Annotated in this window: 17 protein-coding genes; 8 read left to right on the top strand and 9 right to left on the bottom strand. The window is 64.1% G+C overall.

Going from position 1 to position 17,339, the window contains the following annotated elements:
* The first annotated feature begins 135 nt into the window (after positions 1 to 135).
* Entirely contained in the window at positions 136 to 282 is a 147-nt protein-coding gene (locus tag XI02_RS24215; RefSeq protein ID WP_157183462.1) for a hypothetical protein, read from the top strand.
* Positions 283 to 902: 620 nt separating this feature from the next.
* Here XI02_RS24215 and XI02_RS24210 read toward each other — a convergent pair.
* Positions 903 to 1,415, bottom strand: coding sequence for a MarR family winged helix-turn-helix transcriptional regulator (locus XI02_RS24210; RefSeq protein ID WP_026192835.1), 513 nt, complete (start codon positions 1,413 to 1,415; stop codon positions 903 to 905).
* A gap of 453 nt (positions 1,416 to 1,868) precedes the next feature.
* Between XI02_RS24210 and XI02_RS24205 the strand changes: the two genes are divergently transcribed.
* Together XI02_RS24205 and XI02_RS24200 are read left to right on the top strand one after the other, a co-directional pair.
* A complete protein-coding gene (locus XI02_RS24205) occupies positions 1,869 to 3,401 on the top strand; it encodes a porin (RefSeq protein WP_018271907.1) in 1,533 nt (510 codons plus the stop codon).
* A gap of 433 nt (positions 3,402 to 3,834) precedes the next feature.
* Positions 3,835 to 4,014, top strand: a complete 180-nt coding sequence (locus tag XI02_RS24200) for a hypothetical protein (protein ID WP_050999539.1) — start codon at positions 3,835 to 3,837, stop codon at positions 4,012 to 4,014.
* A gap of 176 nt (positions 4,015 to 4,190) precedes the next feature.
* On the opposite strand, the gene XI02_RS24195 is transcribed toward XI02_RS24200, so the two are convergent.
* The gene (locus XI02_RS24195) at positions 4,191 to 4,328 is read right to left on the bottom strand and encodes a hypothetical protein (protein WP_157183461.1); all 138 of its coding nucleotides are present in this window, start codon (positions 4,326 to 4,328) and stop codon (positions 4,191 to 4,193) included.
* Between the two features lie 228 nt (positions 4,329 to 4,556).
* On the opposite strand from XI02_RS24195, the gene XI02_RS24190 reads away from it, so the two are divergent.
* Positions 4,557 to 5,525 carry an SDR family oxidoreductase gene (locus tag XI02_RS24190; RefSeq protein ID WP_018271904.1) on the top strand — a complete coding sequence of 323 codons (969 nt, stop codon included), beginning with the start codon at positions 4,557 to 4,559 and terminating at the stop codon, positions 5,523 to 5,525.
* A gap of 42 nt (positions 5,526 to 5,567) precedes the next feature.
* Here XI02_RS24190 and XI02_RS24185 read toward each other — a convergent pair whose 3' ends face one another.
* The 4 genes from XI02_RS24185 to XI02_RS24170 all read right to left on the bottom strand — a co-directional run bounded on the left by XI02_RS24185 (position 5,568) and on the right by XI02_RS24170 (position 9,491).
* The gene (locus XI02_RS24185) at positions 5,568 to 6,035 is read right to left on the bottom strand and encodes a GcrA family cell cycle regulator (protein ID WP_018271903.1); all 468 of its coding nucleotides are present in this window, start codon (positions 6,033 to 6,035) and stop codon (positions 5,568 to 5,570) included.
* Positions 6,036 to 6,182: 147 nt separating this feature from the next.
* Positions 6,183 to 6,383, bottom strand: a complete 201-nt coding sequence (locus tag XI02_RS24180; RefSeq protein ID WP_016844973.1) for a hypothetical protein — start codon at positions 6,381 to 6,383, stop codon at positions 6,183 to 6,185.
* A 174-nt stretch (positions 6,384 to 6,557) separates the two neighbouring features.
* Positions 6,558 to 8,384, bottom strand: coding sequence for an AMP-binding protein (locus XI02_RS24175; RefSeq protein WP_197971308.1), 1,827 nt, complete (start codon positions 8,382 to 8,384; stop codon positions 6,558 to 6,560).
* A gap of 168 nt (positions 8,385 to 8,552) precedes the next feature.
* A complete protein-coding gene (locus tag XI02_RS24170; protein ID WP_018271901.1) occupies positions 8,553 to 9,491 on the bottom strand; it encodes an acetamidase/formamidase family protein in 939 nt (312 codons plus the stop codon).
* Between the two features lie 66 nt (positions 9,492 to 9,557).
* Between XI02_RS24170 and XI02_RS24165 the strand changes: the two genes are divergently transcribed.
* From XI02_RS24165 to XI02_RS24155, 3 genes are all read left to right on the top strand, one after another.
* Positions 9,558 to 10,352, top strand: coding sequence for a YdcF family protein (locus XI02_RS24165; RefSeq protein WP_018271900.1), 795 nt, complete (start codon positions 9,558 to 9,560; stop codon positions 10,350 to 10,352).
* 86 nt (positions 10,353 to 10,438) lie between these two features.
* Entirely contained in the window at positions 10,439 to 11,221 is a 783-nt protein-coding gene (locus XI02_RS24160; protein WP_018271899.1) for a DUF169 domain-containing protein, read from the top strand.
* A 66-nt stretch (positions 11,222 to 11,287) separates the two neighbouring features.
* Complete coding sequence (locus tag XI02_RS24155) at positions 11,288 to 12,463, top strand: trans-acting enoyl reductase family protein (protein WP_018271898.1); 1,176 nt, start codon at positions 11,288 to 11,290, stop codon at positions 12,461 to 12,463.
* A gap of 130 nt (positions 12,464 to 12,593) precedes the next feature.
* On the opposite strand, the gene XI02_RS24150 is transcribed toward XI02_RS24155, so the two are convergent.
* Entirely contained in the window at positions 12,594 to 13,793 is a 1,200-nt protein-coding gene (locus tag XI02_RS24150; protein ID WP_026192834.1) for an NAD(P)/FAD-dependent oxidoreductase, read from the bottom strand.
* A gap of 123 nt (positions 13,794 to 13,916) precedes the next feature.
* On the opposite strand from XI02_RS24150, the gene XI02_RS24145 reads away from it, so the two are divergent.
* The gene (locus XI02_RS24145; protein ID WP_018271896.1) at positions 13,917 to 14,411 is read left to right on the top strand and encodes a MarR family transcriptional regulator; all 495 of its coding nucleotides are present in this window, start codon (positions 13,917 to 13,919) and stop codon (positions 14,409 to 14,411) included.
* On the opposite strand, the gene XI02_RS24140 is transcribed toward XI02_RS24145, so the two are convergent.
* Together XI02_RS24140 and XI02_RS24135 are read right to left on the bottom strand one after the other, a co-directional pair.
* The gene (locus XI02_RS24140) at positions 14,383 to 15,651 is read right to left on the bottom strand and encodes an O-antigen ligase (protein WP_026192832.1); all 1,269 of its coding nucleotides are present in this window, start codon (positions 15,649 to 15,651) and stop codon (positions 14,383 to 14,385) included. The genes XI02_RS24145 and XI02_RS24140 overlap by 29 nt on opposite strands.
* Before the next feature lie 72 nt (positions 15,652 to 15,723).
* Complete coding sequence (locus XI02_RS24135; RefSeq protein ID WP_026192831.1) at positions 15,724 to 17,268, bottom strand: undecaprenyl-phosphate glucose phosphotransferase; 1,545 nt, start codon at positions 17,266 to 17,268, stop codon at positions 15,724 to 15,726.
* Positions 17,269 to 17,339: the final 71 nt, after the last annotated feature.

Below are 17,339 nucleotides of genomic sequence, written 5' to 3'. Positions count from 1 at the left end.
TTGAATGCAAGCAAGTCTGGGAGACTAGGGGTCGGAGGTTCAAATCCTCTCGCTCCGACCATTTTCTCAAAATTCGTTCGGTGAAGGTTTGAAGTGGACGCGCATCGCGCGCCGCCTGCTTACGATTGATTGCCAATGCTGTTCGCCAGTCGCGGAAAGCTGTGCGCAGAAGCCGACACGCTGCCGTCAATATTGAGCAAACGCTCGTTGAAGAGGCAGCACCAAGCCGATCGCATCGGCGGCTGTGGTGTCGATGAACAAGCGTTCATGGAACGTCACTGATTTCAGGCGGTTGGTTGCGGGGCGCATTCTGGAGGACAAAATGAAGCACGCAATCATCGTCCTTTCCGCGGCATGCCTGATGGCTTCCGCCCCCGTTGCTTTTGCACAGGGTGTTTCGAGCAAATCACCTGGACACGAGATGCAAAAGAAGGGCTCCAAGAAGGGCAGTCCCGGCGCTTCGGGCTATGCACCCGGGCACGAGATGCAGGCACGAGGATCGAAAGCCGGGAGCCCAGGGGCCTCTGGCTACGCGCCTGGTCAGACGACGGGGGCGGGCACCGGGATGACCGGCGGCAGCTCGACCAGGTCCAGATAGTTACACTGCAAGGTTGGTTTCTCGGGGTCCCGGCCGTCAGCGCCGGGGCTCCTTTTCCATAGCCCGTTCACGGATCGACCGCGGCTTGGCCCGTTTCATGCATTCCATTGAGGGGCAAATGGGGGGCCAACGTGATTGCTGAACACTTCCTGGTCTGGGCTGCGCTGCTGAGCGTTCTGGTCTTCCTGGCGTGCCAGTCGCCGGGGCGCGGACACCGATAAGTCTCCGCGTCGTACGCTTCGCAAGGTGAGCGGCGCGACCGTGCCGGTTGCCAGTCGTCCCGTCCGTTGAAGAGCCGGTCGCTTCAGGCTTCGGCCTCCATCGCAACAATCAGGCAGGCCTTTTCCAGGCGGTTGGTGAGCATCGAAAGCTTGGCCGTGAACTCGGCCAGCTCAGGCTCGCTGAACTCCTCGAAGACGGTTTTCTTGAACGCCTTGTGCTGTTCGGCGAGGCCTGCGAGATGCCTTTTGGTCTTGTCGGTCAGCGACAACCGGACCACGCGCGCATCGGCCGGGGAGGGCGAGCGCCGCAGCAGCTCCTTCTGCTCGAGCAGCTTGGATTGCGTGGTCACGAACGACGGATCGACGTGCAGCAGCTTCGACACCACGTTGATCGGCACGCCGTCATCCTTGTCGAGATCCGAGATCGCGATCAGAATCATCCATTGCGGACCGCTGACGCCAAGCGACCTGCCCCAGAACTGACGGACACGCTCCAGGTGGGAGTTGATGGCCGAAATTTCGAGCGTGAATCGCTTGATGATGTCGAGATGTTCGATGGCGCGCTGGCGCGTCGTATCCTTCCTTGTCACTGACACAGCTTCCTCTTCCCTCAGGCGCCGACTCAGCTTTGTGCTGATTTATTTCTTGTTTTCTGCGCGGCATACGTTTTTTCCCGTAAGCCGCCAACGAACGCAAGTGAACGTAAAGTAATTATGATGGTCGTGTGACGGTTGGACTATTTGGGGTGTGACAAGTTTTCCTAGGTAAGCAAAGGGCTTACAGGCAGCGTTGCCGGCGAGACACAGTGTGGCCGCATTCGCATTCCTGACTTTATAAACTATTTTGATTGGCGAACTGGCCAATGCATATTGAACCAGGCGGTAGGGGAATCTCGATCGTCCCGTTGCGGTGATCGTTCAAGTCCGTCGCACACCACAGATTGATCTGAGGGTGCGGGGTTTGGGGAAAACGGTCTTGGACAATGCGGGAGGATCACGAGGCGCTCGCGGCCTCGGACTCTCCGCATATGAGCAACTTGGAGGTTTAATATGAATTTGAAGAGCCTTATCCTGGGCTCGACGGCTGCGCTGGTCGCGGTCGGCGGGGCACAGGCGGCCGATCTTCCCGTCAAGGCCAAAGCGGTCGAGTACGTGAAGGTTTGCTCGCTCTACGGTCCGGGCTTCTACTACATCCCCGGCACCGACACCTGCATCAAGCTGGGCGGCTATGTGCGCGCTGACGTCGTGGTGAACGGCAACAGCGTGTACGGCGCGAACTACAACGGCGCCAGCGGTGCCAACAACCGTTTCACGAACGGCTACACTTGGCGTTCGCGTGAAGACTTCAACGTCGATACGCGCACCGCGACCGAATACGGCGTGGTCCGCACCTATTTCGATGCGGTGTTCACCTGGACCTCCGACACCTATGCCGGCCAGGGCAACGGCTCGACCGTGTACTCGGCGATCGGCTCGTCTTCTGCGCCGAACAACGCAGGTTCGGGCAACGTGGCTGCCGGTACGGTCGGCGTCTACTACGCCTTCATCCAGTTCGCCGGCTTCACGATGGGTAAGGCGGTTTCGCAGTTCGCTGCCCCCTGGAACGGTTATCCGGGCAACAACTACGACGCGCTCGTCGGTGGCGTGAACACCACCAACGGCATCAACCAGTTCACCTACACCGCGCAGTTCGGCAACGGCGTGTCGCTCGCTCTGTCGGCGCAGGACCAGGTTGCCTACATGCAGGCTGGTGTGAACAACCTCGGCGTCGGTGGTGCTTACGGCTCCAGCGACTACGCCGGCACGATCGCTCCGGATTTCGTCGCTTCGCTCAAGGTTGACCAGGCTTGGGGTATCTTCCAGGCGTCGGTCGCCGCGCATGACAACCACGCTGCCTACTACGGCGGCACCGAGTTGACCGGCCATCCCGACGACAAGTGGGGTTGGGCTGGTGCGTTGGCCCTGTCGATCAAGAACATCCCGACCGGCCCCGGCGACACCATCAACATCCAGGGCGTCTACACCGACGGTGCGACCCGTTACAACATCCAGGAACTGGCCAGCCAGGCCAGCTCGATCGCCATCTTCGGCGGTTCGAGCCTGCCGGGCGTCTATGGCAGCGTTGGCTTCGGAACGGCACCCGACACGGTGTTCGGCCCCGGTGGTCAGCAGCAGTCCATCAAGACCTGGGGTATGCGCGGTGCGTACACCCACAACTGGGATCCCTACTGGAACACCAGCTTGTACGGTGCGTTCGCCGCTGTTTCGTACAACGATGCGGCTAAGTCGCTCATCTGCGGCGTTGGTGGCGTCGGTGGTTCGTTCCGTGCCGCATTCGCTGGCGGCGCCGGCGTGACCGCTTGCAACCCCGACTACAACATCGCGCAGATCGGCGTGATCACCCGTTGGACCCCGGTCAAGAACCTGACCTTCTCGGCCGACGTGACCTACTCGCACCTCGATCAGAAGTATGCCGGTATCATCACCACGTCGTCGACTGCTATCGGCAAGCCGACCGCGACCTACGAGCTGAAGGATCAGGACACTGTCCAGATGCTCTTCCGCGCTCAGCGCAACTGGTAATTCCGGTTGATCTGATCACGATCCAGCAGAACCCCGGCAGGCAACTGCCGGGGTTTTTCTTTGCGGAAGATTCTGAGGAGAGCTGAGCTGCGTCATTTCGGTCCACGCGAACCACGAAGACGAGCCATGCGATTCATTAGCCGCAGACTTGTTTACTTACCTGATTTACTAAACTATATACGCCACGGCCAACACATTGCATGATGGCTCTTAGCTAGCTGCTAAGCCTCCCAAACCTCCGGCAATGCCCTGCCGGAGGTTTTTGATTCAAGGCCAGCGTTGACGATGGCGGCGCGCGTGGCCCGCGCAAGCTGCGGCCGGCGATCGGGTTGCCGTCGCCTTGCCGATTCGACGTCGTCAAGATTTGACGGAATCGATCCGCAGTGCATTCTCGCCATTCATGGGACGCTTCAAGAACAGCCGCCTGGCGCGCATGAGCAGCGGCCACTATTGCCTGATCCGGGATCTCGGGCTGGTGAAGGGCGGCAAAGGGTTGCGGCACCATGAGGTGATCATCGATTTCTCGTGGCGCGGCCTGCTCAAGCTGGCGCTGAGCGCGGGTGCCGGCGTCCTGCGGCGGCGCGCATCCGTGCGCATCGAGACCGCCGAATAGCGCGGGGCCGCGTCGCTTGGTCTGCAGCCGGGATGCGCGCGATCATCGCGTGAGGCTCACGCGCTTCGCGAACAAATATTCGAATTCGGGCGATGTGATCCCAACATTGACAGGGCTTGGCCCATGACGAGCGCGCGCTGTGCCACGCCGCGCGCTGCGCTCTGCGCCGGTTGCGATCAGCGTGGTCCATCCGCGCAGGTGCTGTCGCGCCGCTTCGCTGGAGTTGCCTCGGCGGCAGCGGCCGCGGTGGAAATTCCGGCCGCGATCGCCATCAGCGTTGTCGCGACCAATCTGTTCAGGATGTGCACGATCATCGTCTCCTGTTGTCGATGTCGGATTGTTCGCAACGCGGAATGATCTCGTTACGCCGCCGCCGCTTCAATTTGCTGCAAGCGGCTCACCTGCGCGTGAGGAGGCGCCGTTGCTGGGCGACAATTCGGTGATGTAAGGTGCCGCAGCCAAGCGGTCAGGACTGCGATCCGCGCCCGGCCGAAACAAAGAAGAACCAGGGCAAGAAAAATAAGGGAAGGAACGGATCTCACATGAAGGATTTTGCCGGAAAGATTGCCGTCATCACCGGTGGCGGCACGGGCATGGGGCGCGAGCTGGCACGGCAGCTCGTTGCCGAGGGCTGCAATGTTGCGATGTGCGACGTATCCGCAGAGGCGATGGCCGAGACCAAGCGGCTCTGCGAGGTCGAGAAGCTGCCGCAGGGCCTGCGCATCACCACCCACGTTGCCGACGTCTCGATCGAGGATCACTACAAGCGCTTCCGCGATGAGCTGATCGAGCAGCAGGCGACCGACAAGATCCACCTGCTGTTCAACAACGCCGGCATCGGCGGCGGCGGCAGTCTGTTCTCCAACACGCGCGAGCAGTGGGAGCGCACCTTCAACATCTGCTGGGGCGGCGTCTATCTCGGCGTCCGCACCTTCCTGCCGCTGCTCGTGAAGGCCGACGAGGCGCACATCGTCAACACCTCGAGCGTCAACGGTTTCTGGGCCTCGGTCGGCATGGGCGTGTCGCACACCGCCTACAGCGCGGCGAAGTTCGCCGTGAAGGGATTCACCGAGGCGATGATCAACGATCTCCGTCTCAACGCGCCGCATGTGAAGTGCTCGGTCGTGATGCCCGGTCACATCGGCACCTCGATCGTGTCGAACTCGCGCAAGGTGCAACTCGGCACCAGCTCCGATCACCTGACCGCCGACGAGCTGACGCAAGCGCGCCAGCGCCTGAAGGGGCAGGGCATCGACGTTGCCAAGATGTCGGATGCCGACATCCAGCAGCTTGCGCTCGACCGCGATCGCATTTTCCGCGACGAGGCGCCGACCTCGGCGGCCGCCGCCGCCAAGATCATCCTCGACGGCGTCAAGGCCGAGCGCTGGCGCATTCTGGTCGGCGACGATGCGCACCTGCTTGATGAGCGCGTGCGCAAGACGCCGGAGCAGGCCTACACGCCGGAGTTCTACCAGAACATCGTGACGGCGACCGGCTGGAAGGTCGGCTGAACGACCGTCCCGCATCGCGTGCGGGACGGCTTCACTCAAGCGCTACCCGCGCATCGCGCGCTGGCGCGAGCCCGCCTGATAAGCGAGGCGGTGGTGCCCCGAGCAATAGGGCATGCCGCCGAGCGGCGTGTTGCCGCAGAAGCAGAAATCATCGGCGCCCGGGGTGCTGATCGGCCAGCGGCAGCGCTGCTCGCTCAGCTCGAACAGCGAGCAATTGTTGGCGCTGACGATCGGTGCATCGTCGCAGGGCTGCTCGTAGACCGCCTGAAGCAACCCGAGCTGCTGCTTGGCGGTCGCCCGTTGCGCGGCGTGCGCGGCGGATTTCTTGCGCCGGGCCCGGCGTTCGTCCGGCGTCGTGCGCGTGAGGTTCAGCCGCGACAGCTTGCCGATCACCGCATTGCGGCTGACGCCGATATTGACGGCGATGTCGCGGCAGGAGAGGCCGGCTTCAAAGTAGATCCTGAGTTGGTCGACGCGCTCCGGCGTCCAGGTTGGTTCGATGGCAATCATCTGACGGTTCCACGTTCTGTGTTGAACCGCCGCGCCGGCACACGCCCCTGAGCTCACCACGCGATGACAAGCAATCGCGCCGTGATCTCATCCCGTTTTGAGCATGATCTCTTCGGAAAACCGGTCTCCACTTTTCCGGATCATGCTCTAGGGCGTGCGGCCGTTGTCGCGGATTGCAAGCAACCCGTCCTTGATGGCGAGCCGAATGCCTTCCTCGATCAATGTCCGTGCGACGCCCGGGACGCTCGTGCCGTGGGTGCCCTGTCTCACCAGCTTCTCGAGGTATCCGATGGTCGAGAGCGCCAGCGTGACCGGGACGCGGTCGGTTTCGGCCTTTTCCGTAGCCATGGTGAAACGCTTAACCCTGAACGCCCGTACTGAAAAGTATCTATTTAGAGTCTATTTAGGAATATGGCGGTCCGTCAAGCTGTGAACCGCAAATTGCGGGCGGCCGCATCCAGCCGCGCCGGAGGCCAGTTCCGGCGCGGTATTGTAGTCAGATTGTCTTGAATAATGAGGGTGTTAGGACCGTAACTCGACCTTGACCGGGAACTTCTTGAGGAGCCGCTCAGCGGTCTCGGCCTTGTCCGGAGGTGCGCTCACACTCAGGTACAGCCCGCGGGACGGATCGGTGACCGCCTCGACACTGACCTCGCCGGACAACCCTTCCAGCGCCAGCAGCTCGCGCGCGGCCTCGCCGGCGGCGATCTCGCGCAGCTTCGGCTTGAAGATCTTGCCGACCGGCGTGACCGGCATCTCCGCAATCACCGACACCACGCGCGGGCGCGCCGGCGGCTCCAGGATGTTGTCCTGCACGAAGGCGGCGAGCGCGTTCGGATCGATATGGGAGCCGGGCTGCGCCGAGACGAACAGCATCGGCACTTCGCCGGCGTAGGTGTCGGGACGTCCGACGGCCGCGGCAAGCGCCACGCCCGGAAACGCGAGCGCGGCGTCCTCGATCGCGCGCGGATCGATGTTGTGGCCGCCGCGGATGATGACGTCCTTGGCGCGGCCCATGATGTAGACGAAGCCGTCGGCATCGATCCGGCAGATGTCGCCGGTGCGCAGCCAGCCGTCGCGAAACGCCTCCTCGGTCTGCTTCTTGTCGACATAGCCGGCGAACACCTGCGGCCCCCTGGTCAGCAGTTCGCCGACCGGCGAGGGCCACGGCCCGGTGTGGAGCTTGCCGCCGTCGAGGATCGCAAGCTCGACCAGCGGATTGCGGGTGCCGACGCTCTCGGCGCGCGGCTTCACGCCGTGCACATCGTGAGTGATGGCACCGGCAAGCTCGGTCATGCCGTAGAGCTGCTGGATGCAGGGGCCGCCCCAGGTCGCAAGATAACGCCGCTCGATCTCCGGCGGGCAGATCGAGGCGCCGGTGGCGGTGACACGCAGGGTCGAGATGTCGCTGTCCGCGACCGGGATATCGGCGAGGGCGCCGAGTATCGTCGGCACGTTGCCGGCGATGTTGATGCGGTACTTCTCGATGATCTGCCAGAAATGCCGGACCAGCGCCGGATCGCGCGCGCCGGCGGGGCCGGGGATCACCATCGTCGTGCCGGCCGCCAGGGAATTGGCCGTGGTGCAGAACAGGCCGCCGACATGGAACAGCGGCATCGTGATCATCGCGCGCTCGCCGCGATGGAAATCGAGCGCCATCCGCGAGGATACCGTGGAGGCGACCATCGCGCGATTGGTGAGCCGCGCCACCTTAGGATGGCCGGTGGTGCCGCCGGTCGGCAGCATCACGGCGACGCGGTCGGCCTCGCTCATGTCCTTGGACTTGCCGTAGTCGTCGCGCCAGGCGGGATCAGGCCGCAGCACCTCGCCGTCGAAGGCGATGCTGCCGTCGAGCGGCACGATCACGATGCGCTTCAGGGACGGCACCTCGCGCTGCAGGCCCTCGACCCGCTCATAGAGCCCGCCCGGCATGCCTGGCGGCGGCGCCAGCAACAGCTTTGCGTTGATCGCATTGAGCTGGGCGACGATCGCTTCGCGCGTGAACAGCAGGTTGAGCGGCTCGGCGACACCGCAGGCGGCAGCGCCGAAGATCGCGACGACGGTCGCGGGGCACGCCGGGAGCAGGACAGCCACCGCATCGTCCTTGCCGATGCCCTGCTTACGGAAATAGGTTTCAGCGGCCTTGATGCAGCCCATCAGCTGATCGTTCGAGATCACGAGCGGGTTGGGATCGAGCGGCGAGCGCAGATAGATCGCGGCTTCGGCGTCCGGCGCGCCCTGCGGGCCGCGGGCAATGAGGTCGAGGATGCGCGGGCAGGCGGCGAGCGTCTTCTGCATCTCCCTGTCGCGCGCAGCTTCGTCGGCCGGCGAAAGCCTGTCCTTGAGCATGTCCATCCCCGTCCATTTTTGTTCGTTGGGACGGGGATTGTATCGAGCCGTGCTCGCGGAACACAAGTGCGGCTATTTATCCACTTGGTCATTCCGGGGCGGCTCGTAGAGCCGAACCCGGAATCTCGAGATTCCGGATTCGATGCTGCGCATCCCTCCAGAATGACGTTACCCGTGCACCACGGATTTGGCGATCATGCAGTGGATGCCCTTGGAGCCGTTGACCGTCTGCGTCACGCGCAGGTCGGCGGCCAGACTGCACAGCGTGTAGGCGTCCTCACGCGACAGATTGCGCTTCTCGCCGAGCAGCACGATCATGTCGCGCAGCGCCCGCACCACGCACTGGTCGAGATCGGGATCCATCGCCATGGTCATGTAATGGTCCGCGGTCTCGGCGCGCGGATAGGCCAGCTTGAGGTCCTTGCGCAAGGTCAGGCGGAAGCGGCCGGTCAGCGCGGTCTCGATCGCGGTGACGCAGACCTCGCCGTCGCCCTGCACACCATGGCCGTCGCCGCAGGAGAACAGCGCGCCCGGAACGAACACCGGCAGATAGAGCTTGGCGCCGGCGCCGAGTTCCTTGTTGTCGAGATTGCCACCCATCGCGCGCGGGATCAGCGAGGAGATGCGGCCCCAGGCCGGCGGCGGCGATACGCCCATCACGCCGAAGAACGGCTTGAGCGGCAGATCGAGCCCCCAGGGCATGCTGCCGACCATGCGTCCGCGATCGAGCGGGATATTGAGGACGCGTGTCTCGTGGAAATCGTCGGGCAGGGTGCCGGACAATGGCTTGATCAGATTGTAACCCCAGTCCTGTCGCAGCTGAACGTCGAGAATATCGACCTCGAGCACGTCGCCGGGTTCGGCGCCGGCAACCGCGATCGGGCCGGTCAGGATGTGTCCGGGTACCATTCGCTCGCACTTCGCATGGATGTCGTCGAGCTCCGGCGGAACGAAGAATTTGCCGCGGTCGGGCACCACGTCCGGGCCGCCGCTGACGGTCTCGATCGTGATCTCGTCGCCGCTCGCGACGGTCAGAACCGGTTTCAGCTTGGCTTCAAAGAAGCCCCAATGGCAGGTTTCGGGGCTCGACTTCAGATGATGGGTCATGTGACGGCTTTTGATTAGTTTCCCAGCAGCGTATGACGCTGTAGCAGAACTTCGCAGGGGCTTCTCTTGTTTTTTGTGCTCTCCAAGACGCTCGGCATCATGCTGCTGCCGATCAACTTCCTGATCGGCATCGGCGTGATCGGCACCGTGCTGTTGTTGACGCGGTTTGCGCGCCTCGGCCGCGGGTTGATGGTTGCCGCGCTGCTGCTGCTCGCGATCTGCGGCTTCTCGCCGCTCGGCAATGTCCTGATCTCCACATTGGAGCAGCGCTTCCCGCCATGGGACGCCTCGCGCGGCGCGCCGGACGGCATCATCGTGCTCGGCGGCTCGATCGATGCCGATCTGTCGGTTGCACATGGCACGCCGGTGGTGCGCAGCGCGGCCGACCGCGTCATCGCGGCGGCGGCGCTCGCGCGCAGATATCCGACTGCGCGCCTCGTGTTCACCGGCGGCAGCGCGAACCTGATCTCGAACGATGCGCGCGAAGCCGACTATGCCGCCGAGATGTTCGAGGGTCTCGGCATTGCCAGGTCGCGATTGATCATCGAGCGCCGCTCCCGCAACACGGTGGAGAACGCTGAGTTCTCCCGAGCGCTGGTCGATCCCAAGCCGGGCGAGCGCTGGCTGCTCGTCACCTCGGCCTACCATATGCCGCGTTCGGTCGGGCTGTTCCGCAAGGCGGGATTCAATGTCGAGGCCTATCCGGTCGACTGGCGCGTCGGCAATGTCTTCAGCTTCGCGACGCTTGCGATCGAGGGCCTGTCGCGCACCGATCTCGGCACACGGGAGTGGATCGGGCTTCTGGCCTATCATCTGGCCGGCAGAACCGATGATTTGTTGCCGGGACCGGCTGCACGTTGAGCCGCAGGCACTTGTCGCCTCCGACGGCCAATCCTAACATCGACGCAACAGGCGGCGCCAAGCCGCCGATCACGGGAGTTCACGCCATGCAACAGCAGACACCGCCGGAACAGTTCGACCTCGGCGCAATCGTCACTGATCTGAACAATCTGCTGCGGCTGAAGACCACGGTCATCGGCATCAAGATGTTCGCGTGCGTCGAGGAGATGGAGGCGATCCCGAAGATCCGCCGCCCGTCGGCGGTCCACACCACGGACCAGATCGTCAGCATGGCCTCGCGGCTCGGCTGGACCGTCGGCATCACCGGCGATGATCTGGTCGGCGCGCAATGCCGCGCCGTGATCGGGCTCGCGCCGCAGGATGAGAAATGGCTTGCCGGCGAGAACTATGTCGGCGTCTGGCACGGCACCGCCGAGGACGCGCGCAAGCGTCAGGAGGCGCTCGACGTGGTGCCTTACGGCCAGTACCAGGCGATGGCGGTGAGCCCGCTGACCAGCGGCCGCCTCAATCCGCCCGACATCTGTCTCGTCTATGCGACGCCGGGACAGATGATCATCCTGATCAACGGTCTCCAATACACCGGCTACAAGAAGTTCGAGTGGGGCGTGGTCGGCGAAACCGCCTGCGCGGATTCGTGGGGGCGGGCGCTGAAGACCGGCGAGCCGAGCCTGTCGCTGCCATGCTTCGCCGAGCGCCGTTATGGCGGCGTGCCCGACGAGGAGATGCTGATGGCACTGCCGCCGGCCTATCTGGTGAAGGCGATCGCCGGCATGAAGCAGCTTGCCAGGAACGGTTTGCGCTACCCGATCGCGCCCTACGGCATCCAGGCCGACGTGCGCGCCGGCATGGGCGTATCGTACAAGAAATAGCGCATTGCGTTGCCGCGCCCGCGATGAGAAAAGGGCGCCCAATTCGCTGCGCAGGGAGCCTGATCCATGTCCACGTCGAAACTCGACATCGTCGTCTACGGTGCGACCGGCTTCACCGGCCAACTCGTCGCCGAATATCTCGCGGCGCATTATCGCGACGGCAGCATGAAATGGGCGATGGCCGGGCGCAGCAAAGACAAGCTCGCCTCGGTACGCGACGCGATCGGCGCGCCTGCCGACACGCCGCTGATCGTTGCCGATGCCGGCGATGCCGCCTCGTTGAAGGCGATGCTGGCGCAAACCAAATCTGTCATCTCGACGGTCGGACCGTATCAGCTCTATGGCAACGAGCTGATCGCGGCCTGCGTGGAAAGCGGCACCGACTATTTCGATCTCTGCGGCGAGCCGGTCTGGATGCGGCAGATGATCGACAAATACGAAGCCGCCGCGAAGGCCAGCGGCGCGCGCATCGTGTTCTCCTGCGGTTTCGACTCGGTGCCGTTCGAACTGGGTGCGTTCTTTGTCCAGGAGGAAGCGAGGCGCGTGTTCGGCGCGCCGGCGCAGCGCGTCAAGAGCCGCGTGCGCGACATGCGCGGTACGCTGTCCGGCGGCACCGCGGCGAGCGCCAAGGCGACGTTCGATGCTGTCGCCAAGGACCTCAGCCTGGTTGCGATCCTCAACAACCCGTTCGCGCTGACGCCGGGCTTCGAGGGGCCGAAGCAGCCGCGCGGCAGCAAGCCGGCCTTTGAGGAGGATCTGCACTCCTGGACCGCGCCGTTCATGATGGCGCTGATTAACACGCGCAACGTCCACCGCTCCAACATGCTGATGGGCTTTCCCTACGGCAAGGACTTCGTCTACGACGAGATGGTCCTGACCGGCCCGGGCGAGAAGGGCGAGGCCAACGCGAAGCGTGTGATGGCGCTCAATGCCGAGAAGACCGGCCCAAGCGCGCCGAAGCCGGGCGAGGGCCCGTCAAAGGAAGAGCGCGAGAACGGCCGCTACGATCTGCTCTATCTCGCGGTCGCGCCCGACGGCCGCATGGTCCGCGCCGGCGTCAAGGGCGATCGCGATCCCGGCTATGGCTCGACCTCGAAGATGATCTCGGAATGCGCGATCTGCCTGTTGCGCGATACGCCCGACGTTGCGCCCGGCTTCTGGACGCCGGGAGCCGCGATGCAGCACAAGCTCATCAAGCGCCTGGTCGATCACGCCGGGCTGACATTCGAGGTCGAGAAGTAAGTCGCGCTACGCCGTCGGCGTCATCGCCCGGCTCGACCGGGCGATCCAGTACGCCGCGGCTTCACGGCTCAAGCACTGGCGTCTCTGGAATACTGGATGCCCCGCTTTCGCGGGGCATGACAGCTAGGCGCTACGCTGCCGCCCGCGGATCGTACGCGTACATGAAGTCCATGCCCTTGGACGACACCGGCAGCAGCAGCTTCAGCATGTGATCGCGCAGCCAGGCACCGGTCGGGCTGAACTCGCGCTTGCTGTTGCCGTTGCGGCGGGCGATCGCCACGATCTTCTCGGCGCGCGGGCGCCGCTCGTGCTCGAAGGCCTGGAACGTCATGCCGAGCTCCTGGCCCTCGCGCATCAGGATGCCGAGCCGCAGCGCGTCTTCCAGCGCCAGCGACGCGCCCTGGCCGGCATGCGGGCTGGTGGCGTGCGCGGCGTCGCCGATCAACAGCGTGCGCTTGCGCGACCAGGTTGGCAGCGTCGCGACGTCGAGCGTGTCGGTGACCACGATCTTCTCGGCGGCTTCGATGATCGCAGGGATCGGCGCGTGCCAGCCGGCATGGAAGTCGCGCAGATGCTGCCTGATCGCGTCCTGGCTCTGCAGCCGGTAGGCCGCCGCGGTCATGCCGTGCGACGGCTGCGTGCTCCACCACATCGCGCCCGTGTCCGGATCGGGGCTGCACATCCCATAGCCGAAGAAGCCGCTCTGCCCGAACGTGGTCGCCACCCTCTGGCCGATCGGCAGCTTCTCGATCACCGCGCGGGGCACGAATCCGCCGAAGCCGATCAGCCCGGTGTCGAACGGCGTCGGGCCGTCAGGGATCACGTGGCGCCGCACCGCCGAGTGCACGCCGTCGGCGCCGATCACGAAATCGCCCTCGGCGGTGGTGCCGTCGTTGAAATAGGCGATGACGGGCTGGTCGCCGCGGTCCTCGATTTTCACCAGCTTCTTCTCGAAGAACACCGAGACGTTGGAGGCCCAGGCCTTGTCGATCAGCGTCTCGTTCAACGTCGCGCGGCACATGTTCACCGCGGGCTGGCCGAAGCGCTGCTGCATGTTCTGATTGAGCGAGCCGAGCTTCTTGCCGCCCTGCGAATAGAAGTCGAAGGACTCCGCGATCGAGCCGTTGCGGATCAGCTCGTCGGCAAGGCCAAGCTCCGCCAGCACATGCATGCCGTTCGGCGCGATCTGCAGCCCGCCGCCGATCCCGGTGGAATAGGGCCAGGCTTCATAGAGCTCGGTCTCGATTCCGGCGCGGGTCAGGAACATCGCGGTGACAGGGCCTGCGATGCCGGCGCCGATGATCAGAGCTTTACGGGGACGAGAGGTCATGCCTTGCTCCATGCATCGGTGTGGGGTAGGAAAGGTCAGTTGCTAACTATCTTAGTATCTAAGATATAAGGCGAGTAAGATACAGGAGCCGCTTTGTCAAGTGCGAAGTCGCGTGCAGCGCTGATGCAGGAACTCGAGGAGGCGATGCGCCGGTCGTCGGCGCAGGGCGTGATGTACGGCCAAGCCGTTGCGAACATGGCCGGAATCTCCAACTCCGACATGGAATGCATGGACATCCTGCATCTGGAGGGGCGCGTCACCGCCGGCCGTCTCGCCGAAGTCACCGGCCTGACCACCGGCGCGATCACCGGCGTGGTCGATCGTCTGGAGAAGGCGGGTTACGTGCGCCGCGAGCGGGACGAGAGCGACCGCCGCAAGGTCTTCATCTCGGTGGTGGAGGAAAAAGCGGCGGAGATCGGCAAGTTCTACGTGCCGATGCAGGAGGCGATGCTCAAGCTGTGGAGCAGCTACACCGACGACGAATTGCGCTTGCTGCTGCGCTTCGCCAATGACGGCTACAAGGGCGTGCTGCAAGCAACCGGAGCATTGAAGGCGGTGATCGACATGCCGCCGGAGCAGCGCGCCAGTCTCAAGATGCCGCCGAAGGCTCGTCGATAATCCGTGCCGATGTCGCGCGGTAGCGCTCGGCTGCCGCATACATGCCCCACATCGTGCCCAGCATCATCCAGAAGTGCCGCCAGTGGTCGGTGTCGATGATGAAGCTCTCGCCGACGACGCCGAGGAACGCCGAGAAGACCGCGAGATAGCCGCGCTGCCACGGCACCTGCAGGTAGACGTAGCGGAAGCCGATGATCGCGCTGACGAACACCAGCGCCGGATAGCAGATCCCCGAGATCCAGCCGCCCGACATGAAGGCGTTGAGGAACGAGTTGTGGGTGTCCTCGGGGAAGTAGGTGTGGAATTGCAGCGGTCCGATGCCGAACGGCAGTTCGAGCGCCATCTGGGCGCCGAGGATGTGGCGGCCGAACCGGCCGAAGCGGCCTTCGTCATAGCTCTGGTCGAAGCTCGCGCGCTGCTTGAACATGTCGGCGACCGAGCCGATCGAGAGCAGCACCGCGATCAGCGCCACGGCCAGGATCGCGGCGATCAGCGTCATCACGATGATGCGCGAGCGCTGCGCCTGCGAGCGGCTGGTGAACACCATCAGCGCCAGCATGAAAGCCGCGGTGATCACGAGGCCGCCCCAGGCGGCGCGCGAGAACGACAGCAGGATCGCGAGCGAGATGATGCCGAACGCGATGGCGTTGCGGAACGCCTTGTCGAAGCGGTCGGAGACGACGCTCTGCAGCGTGAACAACGCCGGCAGGATTAGGAAGGCGCCGAGCACGTTCGGATCCTTGAAGGTGCCGCGGGCGCGATCGTACAGCGTCAGCAGATCGTAGCCGCCGGGCACCAGACGGAAGTAGCCGGCGATGCCCGCGAGCGAGGCGATCATCGCGCCGACGATCAGGCCGCGGCGCAGCATGTCGAGGCGGGCTTCGGTATCCTCCGACATCACCATCGCGAAGAAGATGACGGTGACGGCCATGTACCAGGAGGTGAGCACCCAGTTCACCACCTCCGGCTTGTCGAGGAACGGCACCGCGCCGATGCTGTAGCCGACATTGAGCACGATCAATGTGAACAGCAGCGGCATGAACACCAGCCGCATGCGCAGGCCGGTGCCGAAGAACAGCACGCAGGCGGTCAGCGTGACGAGCTCATACGGGCTCGGCTCGATGAACACGATGGCGCCGGACGCGCCGGCCAGCCACACCAGCGCCCGCTGCAGCGCCAGCACGCCCGCTGGTGCTGATGTCGGCGAATGGGACGTCCCGGCTGTCGCCGCATAGGCCATCGGATACTCACGCAACGCAACAGATACATACGTTTGTCATTGCCCGCGCAACGACGGCAGTTCGCTGAATTCTCAGTACGCGTTCTCGCTCTTGGTCAGCAGCGAGAACGGGGTCTTGAGCAGGATGTAGAGGTCGAACAGCACCGACCAGTTTTCGATGTAGTAGAGATCATATTCGACGCGCTTCTGGATCTTCTCGTCGGTGTCGACCTCGCCGCGCCAGCCGTTGATCTGCGCCCAGCCGGTGATGCCGGGCTTGACGCGGTGGCGGGCGAAGTAGCCGTCGACCGCCTCGTCGAACAGGCGGTTTTCCAGCTTGCTCTGCACGGCGTGCGGGCGCGGGCCGACCAGCGACAGATTGCCCTTCAGCACCACGTTGAACAGTTGCGGCAATTCGTCGAGCGAGGTCTTGCGGATGAAGCGGCCGACGCGGGTGACGCGCGGATCGTTCTTGGTCACCACCTTGGAAGCTGTAGGGTCGGCCTGGTGATGGTAGAGCGAGCGGAATTTGTAGACGTCGATCCGCTCATTGTTGAAGCCGAAGCGCTTCTGGCGGAACAGCACCGGGCCGGGGCTGTCGAGTTTCACCGCGAGCGCCACCAGTCCCAATACCGGCAGCGCCGCAACCAGGGCCAGGCCGCCGACTACGCGGTCGAACAGCCATTTCAGCACCAGATCCCAGTCGGTGATCGGCGCCTCGAACATATCCAGCGTCGGCACCTTGCCGATATAGGAATAGGAACGGGGGTGGAAGCGCAGCTTGTTGGTATGGGCCGACAGGCGGATGTCGACCGGCAGCACCCAGAGCTTCTTCAGCATTTCCAGGATGCGGGTCTCCGCTGAGATCGGCAGCGCGAACAGCACGAGGTCGACGCGGGTGCGGCGGGCGAATTCGACGATGTCATCGATCTTGCCGAGTTTCGGTGAGCCGGCGCAGGTATTGGTGGCGCGATCGTCATTGCGGTCGTCGAACACGCCGAGCACATGGATGTCGGAATCATCCTCGGCGTTCAGCGCCTCGATCAGCTGCTCGCCGTTGTGGTCGGCTCCGACGATGATGGTGCGGCGGTCGAGCCGGCCGTCATGCGCCCAGGCGCGCACCATCGATCGCAGCAGCAGCCGTTCGGCGATCAGGACCGCAAGGCCGACGCAGAAGAACGACGACAGCCAGACCCGCGAGACCTCGCCGCCGAGCTTGACCAGGAAGGAGATGCCGATGAACAGCAGGAACACGAAGGCCCATGACGAGATCATGCGCGTCATCTGGCGCAGCTGGCCGCGGAAGATCTGCACCTGGTAGATGTCGGCGGCCTGGAAGCAGACAACGGCGGCAGCCGACATGCCGAGGATCGATGCGATGTATCCCCAGTGAATGATCCCGCCGGCGAGCGGCCTGACATAAGCGAGATAGAGCCCGACGCCGACCAGGCTGAGCAGCACGAAGTCGGCGAGGCGAACCACGCCGGCGATCACGACCGGCGAGTAGGCGCTGCGAACTTTCTGGTTGGTGACGGCGAGCGCGGCCGGCGAGAGGCGCCGGCGCCGTTCGATCTGCGGCTGAGCGGCCGTCGCAGACGCTGCCGCATCCAGCATCGAGCGTGCGTTAAACGGTTCCACGAGTCCACGTCCATTCCTGCGCATGCAGATGTGCATCCGCGCGCAGCACTAAAATTCCCCCGGACGTGACT

Origin of the sequence: Bradyrhizobium sp. CCBAU 21365 (assembly GCF_015291305.1) — a bacterium.
Lineage (GTDB): Bacteria > Pseudomonadota > Alphaproteobacteria > Rhizobiales > Xanthobacteraceae > Bradyrhizobium > Bradyrhizobium elkanii.
Note: the sequence above shows the minus strand (reverse complement) of the source record. Positions and strands in the feature narration are given on the sequence as shown.

Excerpts from the sequence above, each read along its gene's own strand:
- XI02_RS24215 (WP_157183462.1), top strand. The coding sequence starts at position 136 with ATGCTGTTCGCCAGTCGCGGAAAGCTGTGCGCAGAAGCCGACACGCTG.
- XI02_RS24205 (WP_018271907.1), top strand. The coding sequence starts at position 1,869 with ATGAATTTGAAGAGCCTTATCCTGGGCTCGACGGCTGCGCTGGTCGCG.
- XI02_RS24200 (WP_050999539.1), top strand. The coding sequence starts at position 3,835 with ATGAGCAGCGGCCACTATTGCCTGATCCGGGATCTCGGGCTGGTGAAG.
- XI02_RS24195 (WP_157183461.1), bottom strand. The coding sequence starts at position 4,328 with ATGATCGTGCACATCCTGAACAGATTGGTCGCGACAACGCTGATGGCG.
- XI02_RS24190 (WP_018271904.1), top strand. The coding sequence starts at position 4,557 with ATGAAGGATTTTGCCGGAAAGATTGCCGTCATCACCGGTGGCGGCACG.
- XI02_RS24185 (WP_018271903.1), bottom strand. The coding sequence starts at position 6,035 with ATGATTGCCATCGAACCAACCTGGACGCCGGAGCGCGTCGACCAACTC.
- XI02_RS24180 (WP_016844973.1), bottom strand. The coding sequence starts at position 6,383 with ATGGCTACGGAAAAGGCCGAAACCGACCGCGTCCCGGTCACGCTGGCG.
- XI02_RS24175 (WP_197971308.1), bottom strand. The coding sequence starts at position 8,384 with ATGCTCAAGGACAGGCTTTCGCCGGCCGACGAAGCTGCGCGCGACAGG.
- XI02_RS24170 (WP_018271901.1), bottom strand. The coding sequence starts at position 9,491 with ATGACCCATCATCTGAAGTCGAGCCCCGAAACCTGCCATTGGGGCTTC.
- XI02_RS24160 (WP_018271899.1), top strand. The coding sequence starts at position 10,439 with ATGCAACAGCAGACACCGCCGGAACAGTTCGACCTCGGCGCAATCGTC.
- XI02_RS24155 (WP_018271898.1), top strand. The coding sequence starts at position 11,288 with ATGTCCACGTCGAAACTCGACATCGTCGTCTACGGTGCGACCGGCTTC.
- XI02_RS24150 (WP_026192834.1), bottom strand. The coding sequence starts at position 13,793 with ATGACCTCTCGTCCCCGTAAAGCTCTGATCATCGGCGCCGGCATCGCA.
- XI02_RS24145 (WP_018271896.1), top strand. The coding sequence starts at position 13,917 with ATGCAGGAACTCGAGGAGGCGATGCGCCGGTCGTCGGCGCAGGGCGTG.
- XI02_RS24140 (WP_026192832.1), bottom strand. The coding sequence starts at position 15,651 with ATGGCCTATGCGGCGACAGCCGGGACGTCCCATTCGCCGACATCAGCA.